The organism is Microcystis wesenbergii FACHB-1317 (genome assembly GCF_014696875.1).
Classification (GTDB): Bacteria; Cyanobacteriota; Cyanobacteriia; order Cyanobacteriales; family Microcystaceae; genus Microcystis; species Microcystis wesenbergii_A.
The window spans coordinates 15331-41659 of the sequence record NZ_JACJQV010000211.1 but is presented as its reverse complement, the minus strand read 5'-3'; the positions used below and the strand labels follow the sequence as shown (position 1 = coordinate 41659).

26 protein-coding genes and 1 tRNA gene are annotated in these 26329 nt (G+C 43.8%); 10 read left to right on the top strand and 17 right to left on the bottom strand.

Annotated features, from left to right (window positions below):
• Positions 1 to 421: 421 nt before the first annotated feature.
• Complete coding sequence (locus tag H6F92_RS22480) at positions 422 to 1078, bottom strand: DUF3782 domain-containing protein (RefSeq protein ID WP_190359554.1); 657 nt, start codon at positions 1076 to 1078, stop codon at positions 422 to 424.
• Positions 1079 to 1348: 270 nt separating this feature from the next.
• Between H6F92_RS22480 and H6F92_RS22475 the strand changes: the two genes are divergently transcribed.
• Both H6F92_RS22475 and H6F92_RS22470 read left to right on the top strand, forming a co-directional pair.
• Positions 1349 to 2221: a PEP-CTERM sorting domain-containing protein gene (locus H6F92_RS22475; protein WP_242030240.1), complete on the top strand. Its 873-nt coding sequence runs from the start codon at positions 1349 to 1351 to the stop codon at positions 2219 to 2221.
• A gap of 273 nt (positions 2222 to 2494) precedes the next feature.
• Positions 2495 to 2704 (top strand): hypothetical protein, encoded by a 210-nt coding sequence (locus tag H6F92_RS22470; RefSeq protein ID WP_190359552.1) that lies wholly within the window; start codon positions 2495 to 2497, stop codon positions 2702 to 2704.
• 36 nt (positions 2705 to 2740) lie between these two features.
• Here H6F92_RS22470 and H6F92_RS22465 read toward each other — a convergent pair whose 3' ends face one another.
• A complete protein-coding gene (locus H6F92_RS22465; protein WP_190359551.1) occupies positions 2741 to 3511 on the bottom strand; it encodes a Uma2 family endonuclease in 771 nt (256 codons plus the stop codon).
• A gap of 330 nt (positions 3512 to 3841) precedes the next feature.
• Between H6F92_RS22465 and H6F92_RS22460 the strand changes: the two genes are divergently transcribed.
• Positions 3842 to 4720 carry an Rpn family recombination-promoting nuclease/putative transposase gene (locus tag H6F92_RS22460; protein WP_190359550.1) on the top strand — a complete coding sequence of 293 codons (879 nt, stop codon included), beginning with the start codon at positions 3842 to 3844 and terminating at the stop codon, positions 4718 to 4720.
• Between the two features lie 116 nt (positions 4721 to 4836).
• On the opposite strand, the gene H6F92_RS22455 is transcribed toward H6F92_RS22460, so the two are convergent.
• Positions 4837 to 4918, bottom strand: a tRNA-Leu gene (locus tag H6F92_RS22455).
• 54 nt (positions 4919 to 4972) lie between these two features.
• Complete coding sequence (locus H6F92_RS22450; protein WP_190359549.1) at positions 4973 to 5653, bottom strand: nucleoside phosphorylase-I family protein; 681 nt, start codon at positions 5651 to 5653, stop codon at positions 4973 to 4975.
• A 123-nt stretch (positions 5654 to 5776) separates the two neighbouring features.
• Here H6F92_RS22450 and H6F92_RS22445 point away from each other — a divergent pair, with 123 nt between their 5' ends.
• Positions 5777 to 6832 (top strand): ABC transporter ATP-binding protein, encoded by a 1056-nt coding sequence (locus tag H6F92_RS22445; protein WP_190359548.1) that lies wholly within the window; start codon positions 5777 to 5779, stop codon positions 6830 to 6832.
• Between the two features lie 344 nt (positions 6833 to 7176).
• Here the strand turns inward: H6F92_RS22445 and rimK are convergent, their stop codons facing one another.
• Positions 7177 to 8082 (bottom strand): 30S ribosomal protein S6--L-glutamate ligase, encoded by a 906-nt coding sequence (gene rimK / locus H6F92_RS22440; protein WP_002776181.1) that lies wholly within the window; start codon positions 8080 to 8082, stop codon positions 7177 to 7179.
• Positions 8083 to 8425: 343 nt separating this feature from the next.
• Here rimK and rlmN point away from each other — a divergent pair, with 343 nt between their 5' ends.
• From rlmN to H6F92_RS22410, 6 genes are all read left to right on the top strand, one after another.
• Complete coding sequence (gene rlmN / locus H6F92_RS22435; RefSeq protein ID WP_190359547.1) at positions 8426 to 9439, top strand: dual-specificity RNA methyltransferase RlmN; 1014 nt, start codon at positions 8426 to 8428, stop codon at positions 9437 to 9439.
• 281 nt (positions 9440 to 9720) lie between these two features.
• Positions 9721 to 9945: a phycobilisome linker polypeptide gene (locus H6F92_RS22430; RefSeq protein ID WP_002732223.1), complete on the top strand. Its 225-nt coding sequence runs from the start codon at positions 9721 to 9723 to the stop codon at positions 9943 to 9945.
• Positions 9946 to 10585: 640 nt separating this feature from the next.
• On the top strand, positions 10586 to 11785 hold the full coding sequence (gene petH, locus H6F92_RS22425) for a ferredoxin--NADP reductase (RefSeq protein ID WP_002791386.1): 1200 nt from the start codon (positions 10586 to 10588) through the stop codon (positions 11783 to 11785).
• A gap of 207 nt (positions 11786 to 11992) precedes the next feature.
• Positions 11993 to 12835, top strand: a complete 843-nt coding sequence (locus H6F92_RS22420) for a ChaN family lipoprotein (RefSeq protein WP_190359546.1) — start codon at positions 11993 to 11995, stop codon at positions 12833 to 12835.
• Between the two features lie 92 nt (positions 12836 to 12927).
• Complete coding sequence (locus H6F92_RS22415; RefSeq protein WP_190359545.1) at positions 12928 to 13803, top strand: 3'(2'),5'-bisphosphate nucleotidase CysQ family protein; 876 nt, start codon at positions 12928 to 12930, stop codon at positions 13801 to 13803.
• Positions 13804 to 13863: 60 nt separating this feature from the next.
• A complete protein-coding gene (locus H6F92_RS22410; protein WP_190359544.1) occupies positions 13864 to 15735 on the top strand; it encodes a GTPase family protein in 1872 nt (623 codons plus the stop codon).
• 248 nt (positions 15736 to 15983) lie between these two features.
• On the opposite strand, the gene H6F92_RS22405 is transcribed toward H6F92_RS22410, so the two are convergent.
• The 12 genes from H6F92_RS22405 to H6F92_RS22350 all read right to left on the bottom strand — a co-directional run bounded on the left by H6F92_RS22405 (position 15984) and on the right by H6F92_RS22350 (position 25980).
• Positions 15984 to 16760 carry an acyl carrier protein gene (locus H6F92_RS22405; RefSeq protein ID WP_242030242.1) on the bottom strand — a complete coding sequence of 259 codons (777 nt, stop codon included), beginning with the start codon at positions 16758 to 16760 and terminating at the stop codon, positions 15984 to 15986.
• A 182-nt stretch (positions 16761 to 16942) separates the two neighbouring features.
• On the bottom strand, positions 16943 to 17146 hold the full coding sequence (locus H6F92_RS22400; protein ID WP_185238381.1) for a hypothetical protein: 204 nt from the start codon (positions 17144 to 17146) through the stop codon (positions 16943 to 16945).
• A 99-nt stretch (positions 17147 to 17245) separates the two neighbouring features.
• On the bottom strand, positions 17246 to 18112 hold the full coding sequence (locus H6F92_RS22395; protein ID WP_080605436.1) for an alpha/beta fold hydrolase: 867 nt from the start codon (positions 18110 to 18112) through the stop codon (positions 17246 to 17248).
• Positions 18113 to 18169: 57 nt separating this feature from the next.
• On the bottom strand, positions 18170 to 18991 hold the full coding sequence (cysH, locus tag H6F92_RS22390) for a phosphoadenosine phosphosulfate reductase (RefSeq protein WP_190359542.1): 822 nt from the start codon (positions 18989 to 18991) through the stop codon (positions 18170 to 18172).
• 242 nt (positions 18992 to 19233) lie between these two features.
• Positions 19234 to 20034 carry a tetratricopeptide repeat protein gene (locus H6F92_RS22385; protein ID WP_190359541.1) on the bottom strand — a complete coding sequence of 267 codons (801 nt, stop codon included), beginning with the start codon at positions 20032 to 20034 and terminating at the stop codon, positions 19234 to 19236.
• A 42-nt stretch (positions 20035 to 20076) separates the two neighbouring features.
• The gene (purE, locus tag H6F92_RS22380; RefSeq protein WP_066029554.1) at positions 20077 to 20610 is read right to left on the bottom strand and encodes a 5-(carboxyamino)imidazole ribonucleotide mutase; all 534 of its coding nucleotides are present in this window, start codon (positions 20608 to 20610) and stop codon (positions 20077 to 20079) included.
• Positions 20611 to 20692: 82 nt separating this feature from the next.
• Positions 20693 to 21394, bottom strand: coding sequence for a Uma2 family endonuclease (locus H6F92_RS22375; RefSeq protein ID WP_190359540.1), 702 nt, complete (start codon positions 21392 to 21394; stop codon positions 20693 to 20695).
• Positions 21395 to 21510: 116 nt separating this feature from the next.
• Positions 21511 to 24870, bottom strand: coding sequence for a helicase-related protein (locus H6F92_RS22370; protein WP_190359539.1), 3360 nt, complete (start codon positions 24868 to 24870; stop codon positions 21511 to 21513).
• A gap of 52 nt (positions 24871 to 24922) precedes the next feature.
• Positions 24923 to 25150 carry a DUF4926 domain-containing protein gene (locus H6F92_RS22365; protein ID WP_002790332.1) on the bottom strand — a complete coding sequence of 76 codons (228 nt, stop codon included), beginning with the start codon at positions 25148 to 25150 and terminating at the stop codon, positions 24923 to 24925.
• A gap of 12 nt (positions 25151 to 25162) precedes the next feature.
• Entirely contained in the window at positions 25163 to 25495 is a 333-nt protein-coding gene (locus tag H6F92_RS22360; RefSeq protein WP_002790331.1) for a DUF6883 domain-containing protein, read from the bottom strand.
• 44 nt (positions 25496 to 25539) lie between these two features.
• On the bottom strand, positions 25540 to 25755 hold the full coding sequence (locus H6F92_RS22355) for a hypothetical protein (protein WP_190359538.1): 216 nt from the start codon (positions 25753 to 25755) through the stop codon (positions 25540 to 25542).
• 6 nt (positions 25756 to 25761) lie between these two features.
• Positions 25762 to 25980 carry a YgiT-type zinc finger protein gene (locus tag H6F92_RS22350; RefSeq protein ID WP_190359537.1) on the bottom strand — a complete coding sequence of 73 codons (219 nt, stop codon included), beginning with the start codon at positions 25978 to 25980 and terminating at the stop codon, positions 25762 to 25764.
• Positions 25981 to 26329 lie beyond the last annotated feature (349 nt).

Genomic DNA, 26329 nt, shown 5'->3' with positions numbered 1-26329 from the left:
GGGCAAATCCTCTCGAAAAAAGGGCTTACACTCTACCACTATACAAGGGGCATCAGTCCTGGAGGAGAAGAATGTAAAGATTTATAAATTGTACTTTATGATACAACGCGGGGGGGGGAGTGTGTATGCTCTCTAATGTTCTGTTTGCTTGTCATTGTTTTGGGTTGCCCTATCCCTTAACCCAAATATAAATGTCAGGCACTCAAATCATCTACCATTAACCCTTTTCTTTTCATGAAAATAAAACAACTCGGCTTTTGTATGGTCTTTCCTCAGTCCTGACACTTAAGAAAACGGGTTTCTCAAAGAAACCCGTTTTCTAGAATACAGGTTTCCTCTCTCTTTTTTTGGTTTTTTGAGACCTAGCACGACTACATTTAGCCGTTCGAGATGGGACGAGGCGGACAAGGATTAAGCAAAATTACCAAGTATTTGGCTGAAAGTCGGCATCATTGATAATCACTACGGTATCCCCAGAAGGTTTAATCACAAATAAGCCTTTTTTATAAGCATAGCGATCTACGCCTTTGTTAATTTCAATACCGGCAACTGCACCGTAAGCTTGATAGTTTTTGTAATGAGGAAAGGCAATTTTAAAGCGGGTCAATTTTTCGATAAATTCATCGACATCATCTTGAGATAATCTCGATTTACATTCCACTAAAACGACATCCCGCTCATCAACCGCAAGAATATCAATTTCCATGGCAATACCTTGGCGTTTGACCTGAGCGCGAGGGTAAAGTTCTTTAATATCAATGCCTTTTTCCTGAAAGAGTCGCAAAACCGCAGGTGCTACTAATTCTTCGACGAAGCGCCCCCATCGTGTAGTTAGGCTATCTACTGTACGCTTAAGTTCTGCTATGGTGCGATCGCTTGCTAATTTGGATTGGGTGAGGAGGCGTTCTATTTCAGCCCGATGGCGATCGCTTTCTAACTTTGCTTCCTCTGCACGGCGATCGCTTTCTAACTTTGCTTCCTCTGCACGGCGATCGCTTTCTCTTAAACGGCGATCGAACTCTTCAGTAGAAGTGCGGAATAATTGGTAAATATCTTCAATCGTTATCGGTTCGCTCATCCCTTTGATCCAAAATATTCTCAATCATTTTAGCAATTCATCGGGGTTAATTCCAATCAGCAAGGCGTGTGGCTCTTTGTTCAGCCTCTTGTTTAGCCACGCGGCCAGTTTCAGGAGAAGCCTTCCCTTCTGTGAAAGGCAATTGGCGAAAATGGTATGCTCCCAGCCCTAGAAGAATGTAAAGATTTATCAAATTGTATTTTATGATACAATGCGGGGGGGTAAGTGTGTATGTTGCTCTTTAAGCCCTATTCGTGTTTAATTCTAAAAATGAAAAATCCAATTTTAGCGGTGCTGAGTCAAAAATCTCTCTCAGTTGGTATTGTGGCATCAACCGTTTTCTTCGGCACTACTAGCCACGCCTTGGCCAGCGTTCTGATTGCCGGAGCTCCCACAACTGCGAGTTGGCTCAACGACGTTCAAGCAAAAATTGTTGGAACTGGCCTGATTTCTGGGAGCGTAGATATACTGAATGTCGGCTCTTCTACCCCAACTCTCGCGCAATTACAGGCTTATGACGCCGTACTGTTCTTTTCTGATACATCTTTTGCTAATCCAACCACTTTCGGTAATGTATTAGCAGATTACGTCGATGCGGGTGGTGGAGTAGTCCAAGCGACTTTTTCGTTCTGGAGCACTTTCATAGACATTGGTGGTCGGTGGAGGGCGCAAAACTACGATGTTTGGCAACCAGGAGGACAGAACCAACCCGGAAATCTAACATTAGGAACAATTTACGATCCATCGAACCCGATCCTCGCAGGCGTTACCAGCTTCAATGGCGGGTCATCGAGTTTCTACAATACAGTGGGATCTCTCAACCCTGGCGCAGTAGCAGTGGCTGACTGGAGTAATGGGGTACCGCTAATCGCTGTCAATACCTCCACATTTGCTGGCAAAATAGCTGGGTTGAATTTTTATCCCCCATCAAGCGATGCTCGATCAGATTTCTGGGTCAGTAGTACCGATGGCGCACTGTTAATGGCCAATTCCCTGAACTTCGTCACCAAACAAGTTTCTGTTCCCGAACCCAATTCTCTTCTTGGACTGTTTGCTATCGGGACTCTTGGCGCAGCTTCAACCCTCAAGCGCAAGCTAAAACCATCCAAATCAGCCAAAAAAGAAACCACAAAAGTTGGCTAAATTGCCCACAAAATATCACAAACACCCCTTCATTCAGTCAGTTGAGGGGGTTTTCGCTGGTTACAAGGTAGAACCTTGTAACCAAATATTTAGGCTCTGCCTAATTTAAATATATTATTCTTCAGGTAGAACCTGAAAATAGCGTTCCCAGGTAGAACCTGGGAACGAGGTAGGAGGCGCGGGTTTCCTCTCTCTTTTTTTGGGGGGGTTTTTTGATGGGTAGCATCTAAGTCCTGAATTATGTTAGGATTAGCCCTAGAATGATCAAAAATCATGACTACACAAGCAACAGTAATCCAAGGCACAGCCAAAGAAATTAGGGAAGCACTGGCACTTATACCGGATGATGAAATTGTCCGCCTTATGGTAGGTTGTCCCAGCTTATCTATTATTGCCAGAAAATTACAGCACGAGGCCGCAACTCTTGGCATAACAGCTGCGGAACACGACGCACTCATGGCATCGTTAAAAGATGATTTGTGATGCGGGTTGTTGTTGATACCTTGGAGAAGTCAGATCCTACATTTCATCGGGGTTAATTCCAAGCGCTCTGAGCCTTTCAGCCAGCCGGATGGCTTTTTGTTCCGCCTCTTGTTTCGCCAAGCGCTCTTGATTGGCAATTTGCCGTTCTTGAGCAGCGATCGCCTCAGCGTTCATCGCTCTTTCCTCAGCCGTTAGATAGCGATTTCCCGACTGGTCATACCAGTATAACCATTCCCGATACCAGGCAATATGTTCTCCTTTCTCGTAACCCAGCGCCAAGCCAATTTCTGGCAACCAAACTCGATTATTCTCACTCTCTAGAAGTTGATATTTTCCTGAGATTAATTTATATACTTCTAATCTTTGTCGGTTTTTAAATCTTCCTCTTCTGCCACTGAAAGGATTGTAGATTACATAATACAGAATCCCCAGGCTTTGGTAATTGAGAAATTTCTCCTCATACTCACTGTTATATTTCTCGGAAATTACCTCTAAAAACAAAATCGGCAAGATATATTTTTCCCCCCACAAAACATAGCTTAACCGACCTCTTTCTCCCGTATCATGGTTGACTCCAACTGCTAAGAAACCATCGGGGACAAAAGCTGATTCGTCTGGATTATAATAAACAGCCATATCTACCCCAAAATACCAATCATCTCGACGGTTCCAAATTAAGGCTAATAAATTTAGCAGCAGATTGGGAAGATCATTCTGTAACTGGTTGTCCACTGGAGTTTCATCGGAAGAGGGCAATTCTTCGGCGCTGGGAAGAGGGCGATTTTTGTTATAGGTGAGGTTAACCATAGCTCCTACAAGCGTGGTGTTTGATTACTGCAATTCTAACAGAAAATTACGGTTTTAGATTTCGTTGTTTTTCTGCGATTTCTCAAAGCACTTCATCAAAACTCGGCTCAAGGCTTTCTTGAATGTCATCAACCTGATTAATTTCTTGGTTAGGAGAGGCACTCAGGCACTCATGCAAGAGTCAAAGGGGAGAATAAATCAGGGGTGCTGTCCGCAAAGCTGGAAAATAATGTCTCAAGGGAGAGGAGAGGAGGTGCGGGTTTCCTCTCTCTTTTTTTGGGGGGTTTTATGGGAAGATCGGGGAAGAGCTATGGTGCAATCCCGATCATCATGAAACGAGACTCGATATTTTACCGGCTTTTCCAACAATCCCCCTCCCTTCTCTTCGATTTACTCGAAAACCCACCAGATAATGCCACCGAATACCGCTTTGACTCCGTAGCCGTCAAAGAACCCAAATTTGAGATCGATGGCGTATTCCTGCCACCCGATAATGATAGTAGCGGGGTGATCTATTTTTGCGAAGTGCAATTTCAAAAAGACGAACGACTCTATGAACGGGTTTTCGGCGAATCATTTTTGTATTTTTATCGCCAGCGAGAACGATTTACCGATTGGCAAATTGTTGTCATCTATCCCACTCGTAACCTAGAACAAAGTAACACCCATCCCTACCGAGCGTTCCTCAATTGTAATCAGGTGCATCGAGTTTATCTGAAAGAATTAGGGGAAATTCAGCAGTTACCCCTAGGGGTTGCCCTGATGGTACTCACTACTGTGGAAGAAACCCAAGCACCAGAAAAAGCCCGCTATTTACTGGCACGAACCCAACAACAAATTGCAGATCCAGAAGCAGGTCGCGCCATAATAGAAATGATTGCCACAATTATGGTCTATAAATTTACTAACTTGAGTCGGCAGGAGGTGGAAGCGATGCTAGGACTACAATTGGCAGATACAAGGGTATATCGTGAAGCCAAGGAAGAAGGACGACTGGAAGGACGACTGGAAGGACGACTGGAAGGGGAATCTGCCCTGATTTTGCGTCTGTTGCAACGTCGCTTTGGTGCGGTGGATGAGGTGTTGGCTGCCCGAATTCAGGCTTTAGAAATCGAGCAATTAGAGTCCTTGGCTGAGGCTTTGTTGGATTTTACAGCATTAAACGACCTAGTGCTTTGGCTAAATCGCTACTCGCAACCGCTTAACTAAACCTAGTCAAACCTAAGCCACCTGAAAGGGTGACTCGGTAAATTTTGATTGCCAAATATCCATCCCTACTGATGGGTGACAAGGGCAATTCTCGTCGGAGGGCAGATAAAAGTTTATGCGGATGGCGAGACTCGAACTCGCAAGGCGTAAGCCACACGCCCCTCAAACGTGCGTGTCTACCAGTTCCACCACATCCGCTTGATTTTAGCTTAACCATTATAGCACAGAAAAAAAATAATCTGCAAGCAACTTTTAAAAATTACTGCCGCATAACTTTCGCGCCACCTGAGTTAGTACGGATAAACCTTTTAGGGAACCTTGAATCAAATGGAAGGCCGGGATGGGACGGATTAACATTTGTCGAGCTAGGGGCAATGGTAGCAGCTGACCTTGATTATCAATTGCCGGGGCTAAATCGGGTAAATCCTGTGTCACTTCGTCGCTAATCACGCGCACAATTGCCACTTTTTGCCCCGGTAAAGCCGCTAAAATCCTTGCGCCTTCCATATCTACCACCTCATAGCCCCCCTGTCCTAAACGTCGTTTTTCCTCGGACTGGCTAATTAGGCGATCGCTGGTTAAACCTTTAACGAGACTATATCCGGTTAATTGGGCGATTTCTGCGGTTATTTCTGGCTCGCACTGGCAATAATCCCCCTTTTCTGTGCCACAACCTTGATAGATTACCCCATCTCCGACCCGATAGCGATCGCTAAGACTGCCCGCTAATCCCATTAGCACAATTTTTCCCGTGAGCTTATTAAGAAATTCTAGAGATTGCCCAGAGACTGGGGAACTGTCGAGGAATTCTGGAGCGCCAAGGTTAATGGGGATAATTTGCGGGGCTAAATCGCCGATTTTCCTTAATCCTCGGCGGATTGAGCTATGCTCGGCCCCCCGGGTAACGAGAATAATATCTTCAGGTGTGAGCATGAAATTTTTGAGAAAGTTTCCTAATTAGTCCAGTGAGATGTTATAAACAATAATAGTGAACTAATTAGGAATAATTCTTAAGTAAATAGCCCTGGCACTGACTGGGCGATTGTCTTTCTCACCATGAAAAAGTCTGTCATTCTGCGTTTATCCGAGGTTAACAAGCGTTTTCCCGCTTCTCCTACTCTAGCTGTCGATAATATCAGTTTTAGTTTAACAGAGGGCGAAATTCTCGGATTATTGGGTCCGTCGGGTTGCGGTAAAACCACTCTACTGCGGATGATTGCGGGATTTGAAAAACCATCTCAAGGAGTGATTGAATTGGGAGGGCGAATAGTTGCCGACGAAAAAACCTTTATTCCCCCAGAAAAACGCAATACGGGCATGGTTTTTCAGGATTACGCTCTTTTTCCCCATTTAACTATCGCTGAAAATATCGCCTTCGGGTTAAAAAATTCTGGGGAGAAATTATCGAGCAGAGCTATTAACGCTAGGGTGGCGGAAACTTTAGATTTAGTCGGACTGCAAGGACTAGAAAAACGTTATCCCCATCAGCTATCGGGAGGACAACAGCAAAGAGTCGCCCTCGCCCGCGCTTTAGCCCCAAAACCCTCTTTAATCCTCTTAGATGAACCTTTAAGTAATCTCGATGTGCAGGTACGGCAACGCTTACGACACGAGATCCGTCATATCCTGAAAGCGACTGGTATCTCGGCCATTTTTGTTACCCACGACCGGGAGGAAGCAATGGTGATCAGCGACACAATTGGGGTCATTTGTCAAGGAAAATTAGAACAAATTAACAATCCCGAAGAAATTTATAGTCATCCGGCCTCGCGATTTGTGGCCGAGTTTGTCACCCAAGCTAACTTTCTCCCCGCTAGACGGGAGGGGGAACAATGGCAAACCGAGATAGGAGTCTGGGAAATCCCTGATGGTCAAGATTTGGACAAAGGGGAATTGATGCTGAGAGAGGAAGATGTCAAAATTAAGCCGGATGAGACGGGAGAGCTAGTTATTTGCGATCGCCAATTTTTGGGGCGGGAATACCGTTATTGTCTGCTAACGGCTACCGGCAGCCAAATCCACGCTAGAACAACGATTAACACCCAATTAGACATCGGTACAAAGGTAAAACTATCGATTATTCCCGATAGCGTCCGTGTATTTGCTGACTGATAACTGATACTAAATCCTGTTTAAGGGGTGTGGGGTGTAGGGTGTAGGGTGTGCCCCCCCCTGCCCCCCCGACATCGGGGGGGTGTGGGGTGTGGGGAAGTGGGGAAGTGGGGAGATTTTTTTCAGTAAAAAGGCAGCTCCGAGCTTATCGCTTAATACTAAGTACCTAAGCAAAATTAATTACACATATCTAACCCCCCCTTGCCTATTGCCTCTTGCCTATCTTCACTAGGAAATTAATTTTGCACGACTACTTATTGACTGATAACTTACCCACTGATAACTTACCCACTGATAACTGATAACTGATAACTGATAACTGATAACTGATGCAAGGCTGACAGCTAATATTGATATCGATCGCGATTTAGGACTAGGGTGGCATTTTTAGCGACAAAATCAATAATTTTTTTGGCCACATCCACACCAGTGGCTGCTTCTATTCCTTCTAAACCGGGAGAGGAATTGACCTCAATAACCACAGGCCCGTGATTGGACCGCAATAAGTCCACACCCGCAACCCTTAAACCCATGGCTTTAGTGGCCCGTATAGCTGTACTGCGTTCCTCTGGGGTTAATTTTATTTTTTCTGCTTTGCCACCGCGGTGAAGATTAGAACGAAAATCCCCTTCGGCCCCCTGTCGTTTCATCGAGGCTACCACTTTTCCATCGATGACAAAACAGCGCAGATCTGCCCCACTGGCCTCTTTAATATACTCTTGTACTAGAATATTAGCCTCTAATTGCCGAAAAGCTTCAATAACTGACTTGGCTGCTTGGTCGGTTTCCGCTAGGACTACCCCAATACCTTGGGTTCCTTCTAATAATTTAATCACTAGAGGGGTGCCGCCGACGGTTTCGATTAAACCATCGATATCTTGAGTTGCGTGAGCAATTCCCGTCACCGGTAAACCTATCCCTTCCCGAGCGAGGATTTGCAGACAACGCAATTTATCCCGCGACCGAGAAATTGCCTGGGAGTCGTTGGCAGTAAAAACATTCATCACCTCGAATTGTCGGACGACTGCGGTTCCATAGAAGGTTTTTGAGGCGGCAATACGGGGGATAATCGCATCGAAACTCTCCAAGGGTTTACCGTTATAAACAACCGTGGGTTTATGGGAGGTGATGTTCATGTAACAGCGCAAATAATTGATCACTCGTACCTCATGACCTTGGGCTTCTCCCGCTTCTTTCAGTCGCTTGGTCGAGTAAAGAGAAGCATCTTGGGATAAAATAGCGATTTTCATAAATTTTCGCTTAAATATTGCTTTTAAAACTGAATAGCTCCTTATTCCCCCATATTGGCTTGTTTGGCCGGCAACTCATAAAATTTCTGCTCTCGATCGAAGTCCATCGATTATTATGGCGCTAACAGTTCCCTTTGAACAGTTAGGTTAAATGAAAAGTAAAAAAGAGCAAGCTTAAGACTAGATTTACTTTTGTCCCTAGGCTCAGTTTAAGTAGCTGGTTATAATTAAATTAAAAATGGATTTTGCCTTTAATCCCCCCTTAATAAGGTAGGGTTGATTCATGAATCAACCCTACCCTTGATAACGGGGGTGTCTGATAATTTTTAACGCCTACCTACTTATGACTTTACTAGCGAAATCTTTAGAGGAACTGACCGACTGGGTAAAAGACCAGGGACAACCCGCTTATCGGGGTAAACAATTACACCAATGGCTATACGAAAAAGGGGCGCATTCTTTGGCGGATATTTCCGTATTCCCCCAAGAATGGCGCAGCAAGCTGGCGGATTATCCTATTGGTCGTTCCCTTATACATTATCGCAGTGTAGCACCCGATCGCACTCGTAAATATCTGCTAAAACTGGCGGATGGTTTAATTATCGAAGCGGTGGGAATTCCTAGTGAGAAAAGATTGACGGTCTGTGTTTCTTCCCAAGTGGGTTGTCCCATGGCCTGTGATTTTTGTGCCACGGGAAAAGGGGGTTTTACTCGTAATTTAAAAGCTTATGAAATCGTTGACCAAGTGTTAACAGTACAGGAGGATTTTCAGCAGCGAGTTAGTCATGTGGTGTTTATGGGGATGGGGGAACCTTTATTAAATATCCCCGAAGTGGTGACAGGGATTCATTGCCTGAATCAAGATGTGGGTATCGGTCAGCGTTGTTTAACGATTTCTACCGTGGGATTGCCCCATAAAATCAAGCAACTAGCGGCACATAATTTGCAAATAACTTTTGCCGTTAGTCTCCATGCTTCTAATCAACAAGTTCGAGCTAAATTAATCCCCAGTGCCGACCATTATCCCCTAACTAATCTGATCCAAGACTGTCAGGAATACGTTCAAATCACGGGACGAAGGGTGACATTTGAATACATTCTTTTAGCGGGAGTTAATGATTTACCCGAACACGCAGGGGAATTAGCCAAACTGGTGAAAGGTTTTCAATCCCACGTCAATCTCATCCCCTATAATCCTATTCAAGAGGTAGATTATCAACGGCCTGATCAAAAGAGAATCAGGGCTTTTAAAACTATTTTAGAACAGGAAAAAGTCGCCGTTACTGTCCGTTATTCCAGAGGTTTAGCGGCCGATGCGGCCTGTGGACAATTGCGAGCGAGCGTCATGGTACAATAAACGACCGTAAATCGGCCATTAACTAGGGTTGGCTGAATAAATCTAAAAACCTTGTTGGTTAAGACGTTTAGACTTTTGGAAAATCAAAAAGTGCCAGCCATTGGAGGGATCGGGGGGAAAATTCAGGGGAAAAGTACCTTAAAATAAAACCCTACACCCTACACCCTACACCCCACACCCTGGCCCCACGAGAAACTTTTTGCCGCAAACCCTAACTAGATTGCTAGTCTCCCTGCTAGGCTAAACTAGAGAACTATAACATCAATGTAGGAGCCATTTCGATGCAAAGTCTCTCTAGTGCCAAAGAAAATCGCCTTTTTGTCTATGAAGTCGTCGGTTTGAGTCAAAATGACAATACTGATAACCTAGATTATTCTATCCGTAAGAGTGGCAGTGTCTTTTTGACCGTTCCCTATAGCCGCATGAATCAAGAAATGCGTCGGATTACCCGTTTAGGCGCTCGCATCGTCAGCATTAAACCCTTAAACGCTGCTGCGGCCGAGTAGTTCATCGGAAATTTTGGGTCTGAAACCCCGCCGTTCTAGGTTGGCTTTACGTTAGAATTAAAAGGCCAGTCTCGAAAACCAAGTGGACGGCGCAGCACCTTGAAAACTCGGCTTAGGGGGTTCCGACCAGAAAAGCTTGGCCGAGTAAAAAGTCGCGCGCAACAAGTACAAGAAGCTATAGGCGGTCAACGTACCGTGGGACACACGGAATCGGGCTTCTGAAATGGGGCGAAAGTCTGTGGACTCTGTGTAAGACAGTACATGGTTTTTTAACTGTGGTATGCGACGGTGGTGGAAGCAGAAACTTAAATCGTGAGGTTTAGGAATCGCCGCCCTTTTAGGGCGGCGAGGATGTCAAAAAATAATTATCGCTAATATCTGTCCCCCGCTCTTGTCCTCATCAGGCCAACCAGGGGGATTTTTAGCATAAACGGGAAAAAGTAACATAAATCTTAATAAAAAGTAAAATGCTGCAAATGTGACAGATTTTAACCAGAGACTTAACCTATCCTATCCAAAAGGATAAAAGCGATGTCTGTGGTTTTTTTAAGATAACTCTCAATTAGGCCTAGGTGTAGTGTACCGATGGTAGGCTAAACTATGGAACGATTATCGTGACTTGAGTTGGGAGTTATATTTAATGTACAGTCCGAGTACACTAGCGGGAAACCGTTTATTTGTTTACGAAGTGGCGGGTCTCAATCAAAACGACAATACTGACAGCTTGGATTATTCAATCCGTCAGAGTGGAAGCGTGTTTTTCACGGTTCCCTACAGTCGCATGAATCAAGAAATGCGTCGGATTACCCGTTTAGGTGGTCGTATCGTCAGCATCAAACCCTTCAATGGGATTGCCCCCGTAGCAACTGTTTCTAGTGCCTCCACACCACAGCCAATCGCTCAATCATCGCCCGTCCCCGAACAGACCAAGAAAAAGGCCATGACTCAAGCGAAAGAAAAAACAGATATCCCCGTCAATATCTACCGTCCGAATCAACCCTTTATCGGCAAATGTATCGAGAATTATGCTCTCGTTGATGAGGGGGGTATCGGCATCGTACAACACGTCACCTTTGACCTTTCTGGGGGCGATTTACGCTATTTAGAAGGGCAAAGTATCGGTATTATCCCCCCGGGTACCGATGCTAATGGCAAACCTCATAAATTGAGACTCTATTCGATCGCCTCCACCCGTCATGGTGATAAATTAGACGATAAAACCGTATCTCTCTGCGTGCGTCAGTTGGAATACCAACACCCAGAAACCAAGGAAACCGTTTATGGGGTTTGTTCCACCCATCTCTGTAATATAGAGGTGGGTGCTGATGTGGCCATCACCGGTCCCGTGGGTAAGGAAATGCTGCTACCGGGTGATGAAGATGCCACTATCATTATGATGGCCACCGGGACGGGAATCGCTCCCTTCCGAGCTTTCCTCTGGCGGATGTTCAAGGAACAACACGAAGATTATAAATTCAAAGGTCTAGCTTGGTTGATTTTCGGAGTTCCCAAAACGGCCAATATTCTCTACCAAGAAGAATTAGAGAAAATAGCGGCGGAATTCCCCGATAACTTCCGTCTCACCTATGCCATCAGCCGGGAACAGCAAAATCCCCAGGGCGGCAGAATGTATATTCAACACCGGGTAGCCGAACACGCTGACGAAATCTGGAATCTACTCCAAAGTCCCAAAACCCACGCTTATATGTGCGGACTGAAAGGGATGGAAGATGGTATCGACGATGCTATCAGTGGTGCTGCTGCTAAAAATGGCGCTGATTGGTCTGTCTATCAGAAACAACTGAAAAAAGAACATCGCTGGCACGTAGAAACCTACTAAACCAGAAAGGTTCTCTGAAAATTTTTTCGGGTGGGCATTGCTCACCCTTTTTGTCTTGGCTTCGGTTAAGATCAGTTTCTTAAAAGGCTTTTAATACTAAATCTAGTTATTAAAAACTGATTATCTATTCCCTCTTTTGCATGAGTGCCTCTTACCTTTTGCCTGTCCTCACAAGTAGCCTATACTCAACGGATTTAGTATAAAAAGATGAAATTCTCTCGACGCTTTTTTCCTGTTTTCCTTGCCCTCTGCTTACTGTTTATTTTGCTGCCCCGGGCCTGGAGTTTTACTAATAGCCAAAAACAAATTCTGGCAGATTTAAAAACAGCCGAGATTATTTATCTAGGGGAAAGGCACGATAGCCAAGCCGATCATCAGGCCCAATTAGCTATTATCGAGTATTTACAGGCTAATAATCCCCAAATAGCGATCGCTTTCGAGATGTTTCAACGTCCTTACCAAATCTATTTGGATCAGTATTTAGCCGGCAAAATTAGCGAAAATCAGTTGAGAGAAAAAAGTGAATACGACCAACGTTGGGGATTTGATTGGGAATTTTACGCCCCGATCCTGCGCTTGGCCAAGGCAAAAAAACTACCAGCGATCGCCCTAAATACACCCACGGAAATCACTAGAAAAGTGGCACGGGAGGGCTTAGAAAGCCTCTCCACCTCAGAAATGACCTACATTCCCCCTAAAAGCGAAATAAAACAGGATAACGAGGAATACCGTCAACAGATCTTAGCCGTTTATGAGCAACACACGGGGGGCAAAAGTCAGGGATTCGATCGCTTTTTTTTGGCACAGGTTCTCTGGGATGAAACCATGGCCGATGCGATCGCTAAATTCTGGCAAGCTCATCCCGAATATCAGATCATCGTCCTAGCAGGAAAAGGTCATATTGCCTACGGTTACGGCATTCCCAGTCGAGTCCAAAGAAGATTAGGCGATCGCGTCAGCCAGCGCTCGGTTTTCTTGGGAGACGCGCCTCAATCATCACCAGCAGAAACCAAAAAACCCGCCGATTATTTTTGGCAAGGGCAAAATTAAGCCAGTCAGGAGCTAGGAAGCAAGGGATGATAAGCTAAGAAGCCAGTCTTTTAATTTAGTAGATAATAAGTCTGAAAAACTGAGGCTATTTTATGATTAATTTAACCTGTCAAGATACCGAAACGCTCGATCGCATTTTAGCTGTGACTCGTGCCGTCGGTTGGGGTGGTGCTAAAATTCTCCAATCCTACCACCGCGGTGAACAGGATTTAGCCGTCAACAAGAAGAAAAAAGGCGGACCTGTGACGGCGGCGGATTTAGCGGCAAATAACTATATTTTAGGGGAATTACAAACAAACTTTTCTGATATCGACTTTGGTTATCTGAGCGAGGAAACCCATCAAGGCAATGAAGCTATCCCGAAAGATTGGGTATGGATTATCGATCCTTTGGACGGAACCCGCGATTTTATCAACAAAACGGGAGAATATGCCCTACATATCGCTTTATGTTATCAGGGAAGACCGATCATCGCCGTGGTTGCCCTACCTGATCAAGAAAAACTCTATTTTGCCCAAAAAGGAAAAGGCACTTTTCTAGAAACTAGCCACGGAAATATTACACAGGTAAAAGTTGCCAATAAAGATAAAATTACCGATCTCTATCTGGTGGTTAGTCGTACCCATCGCGACCAACGTTTTGATAATTTATTAAGCCAAATACCCTTCTTCGGTAAAAATTATGTGGCTAGTGTGGGCTGTAAAATTGCCACAATCCTCGAACAAAAATCCGATGTTTATATCTCCCTATCGGGGAAATCGGCGGCTAAAGACTGGGATTTTGCCGCTCCGGAGTTGATTTTAACGGAAGCAGGTGGCAAATTTTCCTATTTTGACGGTCAACCCGTGCGCTATAATCGCGGCGATGTGCGGCAATGGGGGGGGATCATGGCTAGTAATGGTCCTTGTCATCAACAACTTTGTCAGTTATCCACGGCAATCCTCGCCCAAATTGATGCCACTGTCTAATTTCTGCCCCCCTAACCGAGAATCAGAGATCGGTAGAATGGAAAAAAACCAGATCGAGCAATGTTACGGTTAAAAACTTGGCAAGGGTTGATTTTAGCAGTTCCGATCGCCGCCGTGGTGATTTTTCTGATCGTGGCCGCCAGTTTCCAGATCAATCAATGGGGTTTAAATTGGATTTGGGCAGTTTTTACCCTGATTTTTGTTGCTTGGCGCTTCCTGTTGGTCAAATGGACGCGCCCAGTGGTCGGGGAAATTGAAGCCACCATTGCCGAAGTGAAGGCAGAATTAACCCCTCCTGACGGTGATTCCGGGGGCAATGTCGAGGAAATTATCGAGAGGATTATCGTCGAGTCCCGCAATGATCGCCCGGTTTGGGAAGATTGGGCGACTTTTTGGCAACGCTGTCAGGATTTGGTCAGTGCCATCGCTCATATATATTACCCCGATGTCAAGTACCCCTTATTAAATATTTACATTCCCCAGGCCTACGGTTTAATTCGGGGAACTGTGGATGATAGCGATCGCTGGATGCAGAATCTTTCCCCGGCCCTGAATCAAATCACCATCGGCCAAGCCTATCAGGCCTACGAAGTTTATCAAAAATTGCAACCCTCGGCCCAGAAACTTTGGCAAGTCTGGAATTGGGCGCAATGGGTGATCAATCCCGCTGCTGCCGTGGCTAAAGTGGCTAGTCAAAAATACAGCGATCAAGCGGATCAGCAATTATTAGTCAATTTAGGGCAAGTTTTGCGGGAAAATGCCCTGAGAAATCTCTCTCGCCAAGCGGTGTTACTCTACAGTGGCAGTAATCTCGCCCCAACTCTCCCCACCAAAACCAAAATCGCCACCACTACTCTCAAGGAAATTCTCGCCCAAGCAGAACCGATCACGGAAATTGATCGCCAACCGGTTAATATTCTGCTGGTTGGACGCACCGGGGCCGGCAAAAGCAGTTTGATCAATACTCTCTTTCGGGCCGATTTAGCCCAAGTGGATCTATTGCCTAGTACCGATGCGATTCAATCCTACCATTGGCAAACCCCAGAAGGAGACGAGTTAATCCTCTGGGATACCCCGGGCTACGAACAGGCAAATCGGGCTGATTATCGGCAAAAAGTTCTTAATTATGCCAAAAACGCCGATTTATTAATTCTTGTCACCCCCGCCCTCGATCCCGCTCTAGCCATGGATGAGGCTTTTCTTAAAGATTTGCAACAAACTATTGACAATTTACCAGTTATAGTCTGTGTTTCTCAAGTCGATCGCCTGCGTCCGCTGCGAGAGTGGCAACCCCCCTATAATTGGCTGACGGGAGAAAGTCCTAAAGAAGTCAATATCCGCGATTGCTTGCAGTATCGGGCGGAATTATTCGAGGATCTCTGCGATCGCATTTTGCCGATGGTCAGTCAACAGCCGGATAGAGAAGCTTGGGGGGATGAGGAGTTATCAATCGCTTTGCTGGGGGCAATTTCACCCGCAAAACAGTTGCGTTTGGCCCGTTTTTTAGCGGATTTAGAAACTCGAACCCTGGCAGCGGCGAAAATAATTGATCGCTATACTTTACAGATGGCCACGGGGCAAGGTTTAACGGCCCTATTAAAAAGTCCTATTCTAGGTTTTATCTCCACTTTGGCCACGGGAAGACCGACTTTAGCCTATCTTTTAGCTGAACAAATTCCTGTGGAACAATTACCAGTAGCGATCGGTAAATTACAGATGGCATACGAGCTTTCTTCTCTCTTAAATCCGGAGAATAAAAGTTTTGATTTATTGGCACTTTGGCCAATACTATTAGAAAATTCTAGCACTGCTGACAAGGAAGCTTGGGCCTGGGGTCATGCTCTGGTAGAATATTGGACAAAGAACCTATCGATCGAACAGTTCCGGTCAAGTTATCAGGGGTATTTAGAAACGACAAAAACAGGCCTCTAACCAGATTAATTAAGCTAAAACTTTCTTCCACTTTAAAAGTATAGGGGAGTGGGGAGGAGAGGTTTCTGGAGTTGAGATTTCTGGCCCTTGTACTAAAATTCCTCAGTATGCGGTTTAAATGCAGTGCAGCTTAGATGGGTACGGGAATAAAATAATTACTCAAATCTTTGTTTTTAGGTGTGTTATCGCAGAATAATATACCTTGTTTGATCAATAACTTTTTGGGTTTCTATGTCGCTATAACAATGCTAGATATCATCTAAAAGATGGTTTAATTGACCTCTCAACAAATCTAGGTTCTGATTAGCCTTTTCAAGTTCAAGACTCAGGTTTTTTATTTCCGACTCTTGAAGCTTTATCTTTTCAGAAAGATCGTCTATCTGTTGTTTGCAAGAGTCTAGATATCCACTTTTTATGATCTCAATAACATCAAAGTAAGAAATTTTTTTATCATTCATAAAGCAATATATTTGACATATTTGCTCTAAATTCGACAATAAAAAATCATTTTTAAATATATCTGAAAATGATATTATACTAGACGCATCAAAACTTTTTTGTCTCAGGGAAAGGATAAGTTTTTCAATATTTTGATGATTATTGGAAAAAGTGTCACTTGAAAATATTTCTATAAATTTACTGATTTCTATTTTCTTGCTTTCTAAGAACAATAACAATTTTAGAGTTTTTGTCTTTATTCGTATCTTTAGATATTCTGCAATCTCAAGGTTATATTTTTGTTCAAAAACAATTTCCAATAGATCTTTAAATGTAACTATTTTTTTAGATCCTTCATCGTATGGAATTTCTATGTCAAATTCCTGCTCTATTTGATACAAGAAATTTAGAGCATCATCTTCATCTCCACCATTTGATAATTCAAGAATATAATTATACTCAGTTTTAAAGATGACAAAATCTAAAACTGGCTGAGGTATTTCAGAAACTTCAAACTGTTCTATCACAATATTATAAATTCTTGAATAAGTTCTTGAATAAATATCTTCATAAGTTTTATTGTTCATATCCACAATTATAACTATTTTGTTTGTGTTAAAGGTCATCCAATGACAGACTGTCTTGAGTGTAGCATTTTTATTAAACTAATGCAAGCACAAGTAATACTCAATCCTGTTTAAAAAGTATAGAAAAGTAGGCAGGGTGGAACGGTAGGCGAGTGGACAGATTTGCTATAATGCTTCAGCAATTATTGAGATGTTAATTTATTGTAAGCAGAAATGATCGCCGCATTTTCCCAATCATCATCAAAAGGAAGCGCATCGGGATCTGACAAAGCATTAGCCTCGATTTCTGCATCGCTCATCGATTTAACTCGCTCCCAATCGGTTAAATTATTAATATCTGGGGGATTATTTGTTATATTTATCCTTCCTAAAGCTAGTCTTTTCATAGGCTGTGGCCAGTGCAGAACTATAGTGATATACTAAGGATAACTTGATCAATACTTTCTAGGGAGATTTTGCTATCAATTCCCAGAAAGTATCGGGGTTTAGGTTTTGCGTCCGAGAAAATTAATAATCTGGGGATTGATTTCTTTTGACCAATGTTCTTGGGGATAGTGTTTCGCTTCCGCGAGGGAGATTAATTCCACTCCTGATTTAGTGGCTAATTTTTCGACAGTGACAGAAGATAACCAAGGGTCCCCCATTCCCCAGACAAAAAGGATAGGTTTTTCAAAGTTCTCTAAACCTGTCTCAATTTCTGCCATAGTTTTCGATAGGTTTAAATTGCGAATCGTGGCCACCAAAGCGCGACCCACTGCCGAAGTTTTTAGATAAGGTTGACGGAAAATAGCCAGATCTGCATCACTAATCACAAAACCGCTACCGGTTTCTAAAGTACGATCGACTAATAAGGGGTCTTGAGTCGCCATATCTCCGAGGAAAGGTATCCCCCATTGTTTCATTATCCAGGGTAATTTGACATCACTGGACAGGGGAGTATTTAAAACGATCAAGCGCTCAATTTTGTCAGGATTTTCTAGGGCGTATTGCAAACCGACGGAGGCTAAAAAACCCTGGACAATGAGGGAGATTTTCGGCAATTGGAGAGCTTGAATAAAATCGGCCAAGGCTTGACAAAAAGCGCTAGGTGTGTAGGCGAAATCTCTGGCATCGGGTTTAGCGGATAAACCGGAACCGATCCAATCGGGGGCAATAGCATTAATGTTATATTCTTCTAAACTGGTCAATAATTCCCGCCAAATATAGCCATGGGCGGGTAAACCATGGAGTAGGATCACGGGGGTTGTATCCGGTTGTTGAGCGGGGTTAACCTGTCGATAAAACCACTTGAGAGAGCCGACTTCGAGAAAATTTTCTAAAATAGCCATGGTTAATGGGGGATTAATCATCAATAACCATTGTCTAACGTCTAGGAACCGATCGCACCGGCAATTTTTGCACCCTTGCAGTTAAAGAGAGCTTGCGTCGAGACTTTGTGCTTCTCCGGGGGTTAAGGGCAAATGAAGACCGCATTCTTGTTTTAAACCCTTGAAACGGGTGTCTCGTTCGTTGCTATCATCGGCAGTTAAAGGCCGACTGGAGTGCCAATCGCCGACGGAGACATAACCTAGATCAAAGTAGGGATGGTAGGGAAGATCGTATTTGGTCAGATACTCGTAGATGGTTTTGGCATTCCAGTCAAGGATCGGTAATATTTTGTAACGTTCGCCCTGTTGATTGACCCATTGGAGAGTTTTGCGGTGGTCGGTTTGGTCGCGACGTAAACCCGCTAACCAAGCGGTGGCCTTTAATTCCTTCAGGGCCCGTTGCATCGGTTCCACCTTGCGGATTTTGTCGTAGAGATTGAGAGAGTCCAGATCGTTATTTGACCACAGTTTACCGTGGATTGCTTCCATGCGGGCGGGACTGAGGGGAGATTGATAAACTTTCAGGTTTAAATGGAGGCGTTGGCTTAAGTCTTCGGCAAATTGATAGGTTTCTGGGGGAAGATAGCCGGTATCGATCCAAATAATCGGAATATCGGGGATAATTGCGGTGACTAGGTGCAACATTACTGCCGCCTGAATGCCGAAACTGGTACTCATCACCAAACCTTCCCCAAAGGTGGCCGCGGCCCAAGCGACGATTTCCGCAGCCTTAGCGGAGTCAAAACGTTGATTAATTCTGGCGAGGTCGAGGGATAGAGGGTAGGAAAAAGACCGGTCGGCAGTGGCGATGAAGGCGGTTTCTAGGGCCTGTGGATGAGAATTAAGCAAGTGTAAATCTGGCATTCTGGCTAAGATTTAAGGTGTACAGTAGCGGCGGATACTGATAGAGTCCAATCTATCCCTGTGATTGGATTATAGCATTCAGTCATCGGCCCGCTCTAGCTATTCCTTTTCCTTTCCAGAGCCGGGTGATTCGATCGAGGATAATGGAACTATCAGGCCTCAATTGTATCTTAGTCGCTGATTTCAGGATAATTAGACCCTCAGCCCCGCTACTGCTAGAAAAGTTACTATTTAGTAATTTTTTACTTTAAGTTAAGAAACTTATCTAAGGCTAGAACCATATTCGGCGGCCAACGGCGCACGCTTTTTACCCAATCGAGGTCTTGATAGCGGGTATCCATACCGACGGCGGCCACCCAATTGCTTTCCGCTTCTCCCTGTTGTCCTTGACTCCATAAAACGGCGGTTAAGGCGGCCCTGACATCGGGGAACATGGGGTATTTGCGGGCAATATTCCGCATTTTTTGGACTGCTTCTGGATATCTGCCCAATTCGTACAGGGCCAGCGCCAGATTAGCTTGCGCCCAGGCAAAATTCGGGGCTAGTTGAGTGGCTTGGCGATAGTCTTTGACGGCGGCTTCCCAGTCCCCTAAACCGCCCTCAGCGTTGCCGCGATTGTTATAGGCAAAGGCATCATTGGGGGCGAGTTCTAAAACTTTATTATAATCGGCGATCGCTTCTTGATATTTGCCTTCTCCCTCTAAAGCGGTGCCGCGGTTGAGGTAGGGATCGGGGGCATCGGGGGTAATGGCGATCGCTTGGTTAAAATCAGCGATCGCATCCTCTAATTTATTGAGGCTGACTCTGGCATTGCCGCGATTACTCCAGACGGCGGGATTAGTGGGGAATTTGGCGACTAATTCGGTCCAATAGTTTTCGGCCTGGACGTAATCCCCTTTTTCTGTGGCTTCTAGGGCTTTTTCGGCGATAACTTCCCCTTCTCTCATCTGTTCTTCGCTAATAGTCGGGCTATCGGCATAAGCGGCCATGGGTAGGGCAAAAAAGAGTAATAGACTCAATACACAAGCGGTGATCCAACGCATAATTACTTCATAATTTGTTACTTAATCTTTTCTCAATCTACCCTACTTAGGTGAACTCTGCCCTAGATAGTCTTGATAGCCTAGTCTTTGAAGATTGCTTTGTTTTTCGAGGACGGAATCGGTGAGGGATTGACGATAGGCGATAACTTGCTCTAAAAGATCAGTATTACCAGTGGCGAGAATTTGAACCGCTAAAAGTCCGGCATTTTTGGCATTACCGATCGCCACCGTGGCCACGGGAATGCCTGCGGGCATCTGTACAATTGAATAGAGAGAGTCTAACCCTTGTAAAGTGCGCGTGACTACGGGAACCCCAATCACGGGTAAGGGGGTTAAAGATGCCACCATCCCGGGTAAATGGGCAGCGCCGCCGGCTCCAGCGATAATCACTTTTATTCCCCTTAAATGCGCGTTTTTGCCGTATTCAAACATTTTTTCGGGGGTACGATGGGCCGAGACGATGGCGACTTCGTGGCTAATCTGAAAAACCTCTAAAACTGCGATCGCTTCTTTCATGGTGGGTAAGTCGGAATCACTGCCCATAATTACACCCACTAGGGGCGCTGCTGTCACCATAGTTGCTAGAAAATAATTTTGCTTTTTAATCTTATAGCAGGGTTTGTTATTTTGTCTTCAAACCCTACTGATCAGATTTCCCCTAAACTGCATCGGGATCGATGCCTAATTCTCGCAATTTTGCCGCTAATTTTTCTTTAGCTTGTCGTTCCCTTTCTTTTTCTAAAAGAGCCTGTTCTTTTGCCTGTCGTTGCTCTAATTCGGCTTCTTGAGGAGTGGGGACTAATTGACCATCGGCGGTAAAATAACGCAGTTTACTGTCAAATATCCCTAAATATAATCCTAACTGTTCACTCCATAAATAACCTTGGTCATTGGGATAAATGGCTTGATATTGTCCCCCAATTAGTCTAAATCCTTGCAATTCTAACGTATTAGGATCGAACCAAAAATAATTAGGAGTGCGAAAGGTATTCTGATAGAGAATTTTCTTGTTATTGCGGTCAATATTGGCCGTAGAATCGGAGAGAATCTCGACAATTACATCGGGATATTTACCCTGTTCTCCCCAAACTACCCAACTTTTGCGGGGACGTTTTTCGGTATCTAAAACCACAAAAAAATCAGGACCACAGAAATTGCGTTTTTTCAGTTGTTCCTCGTTGTAGTAGATGGTCAGATTTCCCGAAGCGTAGTAATCACTCCTCTCGCGCCATAATAATTCTAGACAACTAAGGAGAATGATGATCTGTTGCAGGTGTAGATCACTTTCCAATGGTGGTTCATCACTCCATAAATCTGTGGGGGGACAGGTAACTTCTGGGATAATGTCTAGGGCTGTCATGACTTTTTCCCGGTATTTTAGGATTGATTAATTGTAGCTTTTTCTCACTACTTTAGAGATGGTGCTGGGGGATTTTTGCCCCTAACTTAATCCTATACCTTGACCGATCGCCGTTTCTAAACTAAAGCCTGACTGCAAATAATGATGGGAATTGGTTGCTCCTCACCTTGCAAGCGGCGGCGATCTAACCAGTCCCGCATCTCATGTTGGCTATATAATTTCTTCAGTTCGCTAAACAAAGCTTCTCCTGTCAGGCTACGGCGCTTAATCAGGTTTAACTCGCGCTTGAGTACAGTGGTAATCGGTTGGCGAAAGGCCTGTTCTAATAGGTTAACCTGCTTACGGATTTCTTCATCCTGAGTGGTTTTAAACAGCAGTCCCAATTCTCGCAAGATGTATCGCTGTGCTTGAGTCAGAGAACGGCTGTACTCCCGTTCAGACTGGCGGTGTTGGACTTCTTGGGCAAATTTCACCTTGACTTGCATGACTGCTTGGTTGTAATTTTTGGGCAGCGGCAGTGCTGCTTCTTCTGGGTTGGTTTTGAGCATTCCTAAAATGCGGGCAGTATCTTTTGATCTGATCTCTCCCTGTTCATCGAGCCAATATAATTGCTGGTAGCCCTTCCAATCTTTGCGGTTCGGGTAAGAAGCTTCACAGAAGACAATTATGCCCTTATTGAGAGAAAAGCGAGCCGTTCGGATGCCATGAGGCAGGTTAGCTATCCGTTCGTATTCAGCCGGATTTTCTCGCTGGAGTTGTCTGAGAATTTCTTCGGCTTCATTGAGGTCGAGAAATTCTCCCTCATCTTCAAACAAACTTAATTGATGGCTGCTACTTTTTTCATAAATCGCATACATAGCCTCTTCGTTAAGCTGTTCCGTTGGGTCAAGAATTGCCGCATCCTCACCGATGGTTTCATGAATTTCTTGAATGCGGTTTTTGAGTTTTTGCCGTAATCCTAGATTCCGCTCCAATCCCGTCTCTGGGAGAAAATTAAAGCCGTAAACCACATCATTCTCGCTGCCAATCCGATCAATCCGACCAAACCTTTGAATGAGTCGGACGGGATTCCAATGCAGGTCATAATTAACAATCAGGTTGCCATCTTGTAGGTTTAAACCTTCGGCTAAAACATCGGTAGCAATTAAAGTCTTGATTTCCGACTCTCCCTGTTGAAATTTATAGTATTTGTTGGCTTTAGGGGCAAATCTTCCCACTACCCGCGCCTTATTTTTATCGCCACTGTAGATGACTTCTAGATCGTCTCGATCGCCGTTAGGATTGAGGTTTTGATACAAGTAAGAGGCGGTATCAGCATACTGAGTAAAAATGAGGCACTTGCTATCCTGCAGCGGAGGTTTATTCAACCAGCTTTTAAGGGTTTGTAATTTAGCGTCTTTGTCTGGGGTAATTGGCTCAACTAAGTGCAAAATTCTCTCTAGCAATTCGATGTCATGTTCGAGGTGTTTCTGCAATCTTGGGGCATCAAAATCAGCTAGATCATACTTCCCAGATGCCTGACTCAAGGCATCGATAATGTCTTGTTCTTCCCCATTGTTTGGTTCACAGAGAATTGCTTGAGCTTCTTCCCCGGCGGGGATAATTCCTTGACGTAAAGCTTCTCGAAAGCGTTGATGGACTTGCAGTAATTTCTTAACAGTTTGTTGGAAAGCATAAACGCTAGATTCAAAGCGTTTGAATAACAGAACTCGCATCAGTCCTCTTAAATTTGCTCCCCCAGTTTGTAAACTGAGTAATGGTTCTTGTTTGCGCTTATTTGGTAATACATAATTTCCCAAACTATAACGAGCATAGCAAAGTTCATTTTTACGAGGGTTGGCTGGTTGCTGTTGGCGAGATTTCCCTAAATATTGGCGCAGTTCTTGGTAAAGTCCTTGATAGGTATCTTCAATACTATATTCAATGGTTTGTAGTTCTCTTTTGGGAAAAAACTGATGCTTACCACCCACAATAACGTAAGCGCGTTGATTTCCGTTTAAATAATCCTTGAAATTGTCTGCATCTACGGGTTTATGAGTCTTGGCATCAAAGCCGTACCAGCGTAAAATGTGGTTGCGAGTGCGCCGGATCAAGATGTTAGATAACAAGTCAGGTAACTGTTTTTCCCCTTTCTCTACTAATCGAAAATACTCTTTTAGATCGGGCGGATCTATGGGTAAATCTGTCTTATCATCTTGATGAAAAAGTTTAATCTGATGGTAAATATCCCAAGCACTTTTATTACGAGGAGTTGCTGTCAGAAAACAGCATTGTCTCCCAGCTGCTAAAAAAGCTTCGACAATTTTATATTTTTGGGTTGCAACATTCCGCAGGTTATGACTTTCATCAATTAAGATAAAATCTCGATCTTTGTATTTAAAATCTTCTAATAAAACTCTGATGCCACTGGTTTCATCTTCCCGCAGCAATCCCATCGATAAAACGCGGGCGTTAAGTTGATAAATTTCGTTGTAGCGTTCCCACATTTCCACCAGTGGCGCTGGACAAATAATTAAGGGGCGGGCTTTTTCCACTTGTTCAAAGCGTTTAACAATGGCAGCACCAATGAAGCTTTTTCCTAGTCCTACCACATCGGAAACGAAACAACCTCCATACTCGCGGATGAGTTTAACAGCTTGGTTAACTGCTACTTTTTGAAAGTCTGCTAGTTTCTCGGTAATTTCGTTATCTATCATCATTTCGCTGGCAGTTTCTTCTGTCAATCGATCGCGCACGAGCATATAGAGAGTTTTCATATAGATGTCGTAGGGACGTACTGGCATCATCGCCCAAGACTGTTTTAAAGACTGCATCAGTATTTCATCAAATTCTGTTGCTTCCTGCCAAAGTTGGTTAAACCATTCTGTTAAACTGGCATGATTTTCATTACCGTGAACGATAACATTAAGTTCGGTATTGTGGGAAATTCCTGATAAAGTAAGGTTAGAAGAACCAACGATAGCAAGGCCTTTTTCTTGACGTTCTAGGGGTTGTCCCTGCTGGTTATAAATTGTCCCGTAGTCGAAGATATAGGCTTTAGCATGGAGTCGCCCTTGAGTATAAACTCGCACCTGAAGGCGTTTTTCTTCAATCATTTGAACCAGCTTTTTTACTAAGGTTTCTGCTTCATCTGTTTGGTCCATTAGTTCGACGCTGGAACGAATATTATCGGCGGTTTCTGTTGCCATCTGCTTGCGTTCTGTCCGTTTGGGGTATTCTTGTGCTTCCAGATGGTCTTTAATTAGTTCTAAGCGGCGGTAGCCTTCTGCTAGTTGTTCGATGGTTTCCCGGTTACTGGTGTTGCCAATCAGGAGGCGCATTTGTTGGATGGTGGCGAGACGAGTTGCGATCGCAGTAAAGCCGGAGAGGAAGAAGTAACCGACGGCAAAATGAGCGGCTTCTGAAGAGTGGAGAATTTGGTTGATGTTATCGACTAATTTTTGCTGGCGATTGTCGATGATGTCGTGGGTAGGCATAGTTCGATATCCATAAGAGAATTGTTATATCAATAATGTTTTTTAAGAAAATTTACCCTATATTTACAGCTAAATTTTTAGGTTCTAAGGGAGAATGATGTAATAACATTAGTTGATTTTCTTGTAAGGTTTCGATAGCATAAGCACGTCCTGATGTGTCGCTAAATTCCACTTCAAAAACTGTCGGTTCATAAACTTCTACAATTGTTCCGACTTGTCCGCAATATAATCCTAATTGGGGTAAGTCTTCTAATAAGGCAACTACATCTAAGAGTTTCATTTGATTATCTCCTTAAAGTACATAACAAGTCACTAAGCGGGGAAAGTTTTCGTCATTTCTGATGATCCAAACACTGTGAATAATGGCGGTTTTGTTTTGATGAGTCAGGGGAAAATCAATAACATACTTTTGTCCATATTGATTGATTTTGTCAGGAATAGCATCATAGGTTTTAACTGCTTCTAGGAGTGCATTTTTAAGAAATTGAACGTTATTAATATCTAAGTTTAAGACGGATTTAAAAACCCTGGCTTTATGCTGTCCATCTGAATGATTTAGATTCAGGGCATAACCGGTCAATTTGTTATCATCAATAATGGTATTTTTAGGATTGGGTAATTTCACATTATACCACCTACTCAATCATTGTCTCTGCTGCCTTGATTGAACTATGATCTATGGCGCTCTCGGTCAATTTCAGAAAATATATCATCGAGTTCTGGTTGATTTTTCCAGACTCCGATTGAGGTTTCAATTTGTTCCCATGATACTTTTTTAGGAATTAAATTATCGGGGATTGACCGAGAAATTTTTACGCCATTAGGAAGAGATAAATCCTCTAATAGCTCGATAGTATTGCCTTTGATAATTCCTTGTATTTTCATAGTAGTTTAGGATAATGCTTGCTCAACTAAGACGGCAGTTTCACGATCTAGAACAGAGAGAGTTTCTTGAATTAAATTGACTTCACGAGCTTCAAAAAGCACTTCGCCACACTGTTCGCACACCCAAGCAGGGACAGCATCCCAAGAAAGATGGTATCCGTTGCGATCAATGGCAAAGGGAGCAGTTCCCCGTTTCATTTGTCCCTTGCAGCAGAGGCATTCCATTCTAACGTCTCCTTCTAAAATTAGATGACCACTTTGATGGATCGGGAAGATAGTTAGTAATAATGGGTTAATTCTCTTGGGGGTTTTAATAATTATATCTCAATCAGGAATATAGCGGTTCTCACACCTGTGTGGCACATTTAAACCTTTGCTGATTAAGCTTTTTAACATCGATAATGTACCTCTTGTGAACAGGAAACGCTATAGAACAGAAAGCGGGTTTCTGGTAAATAGCTAAATTAAAGCTCAGATTTTGTTAAGAAACCCGCTTTCTCCCAGCTTCTTTCTGCTGATTAAGCTTTTTAACATCGATAATGTACCTTTTGTAAACAGGAAACGCTATAATTAA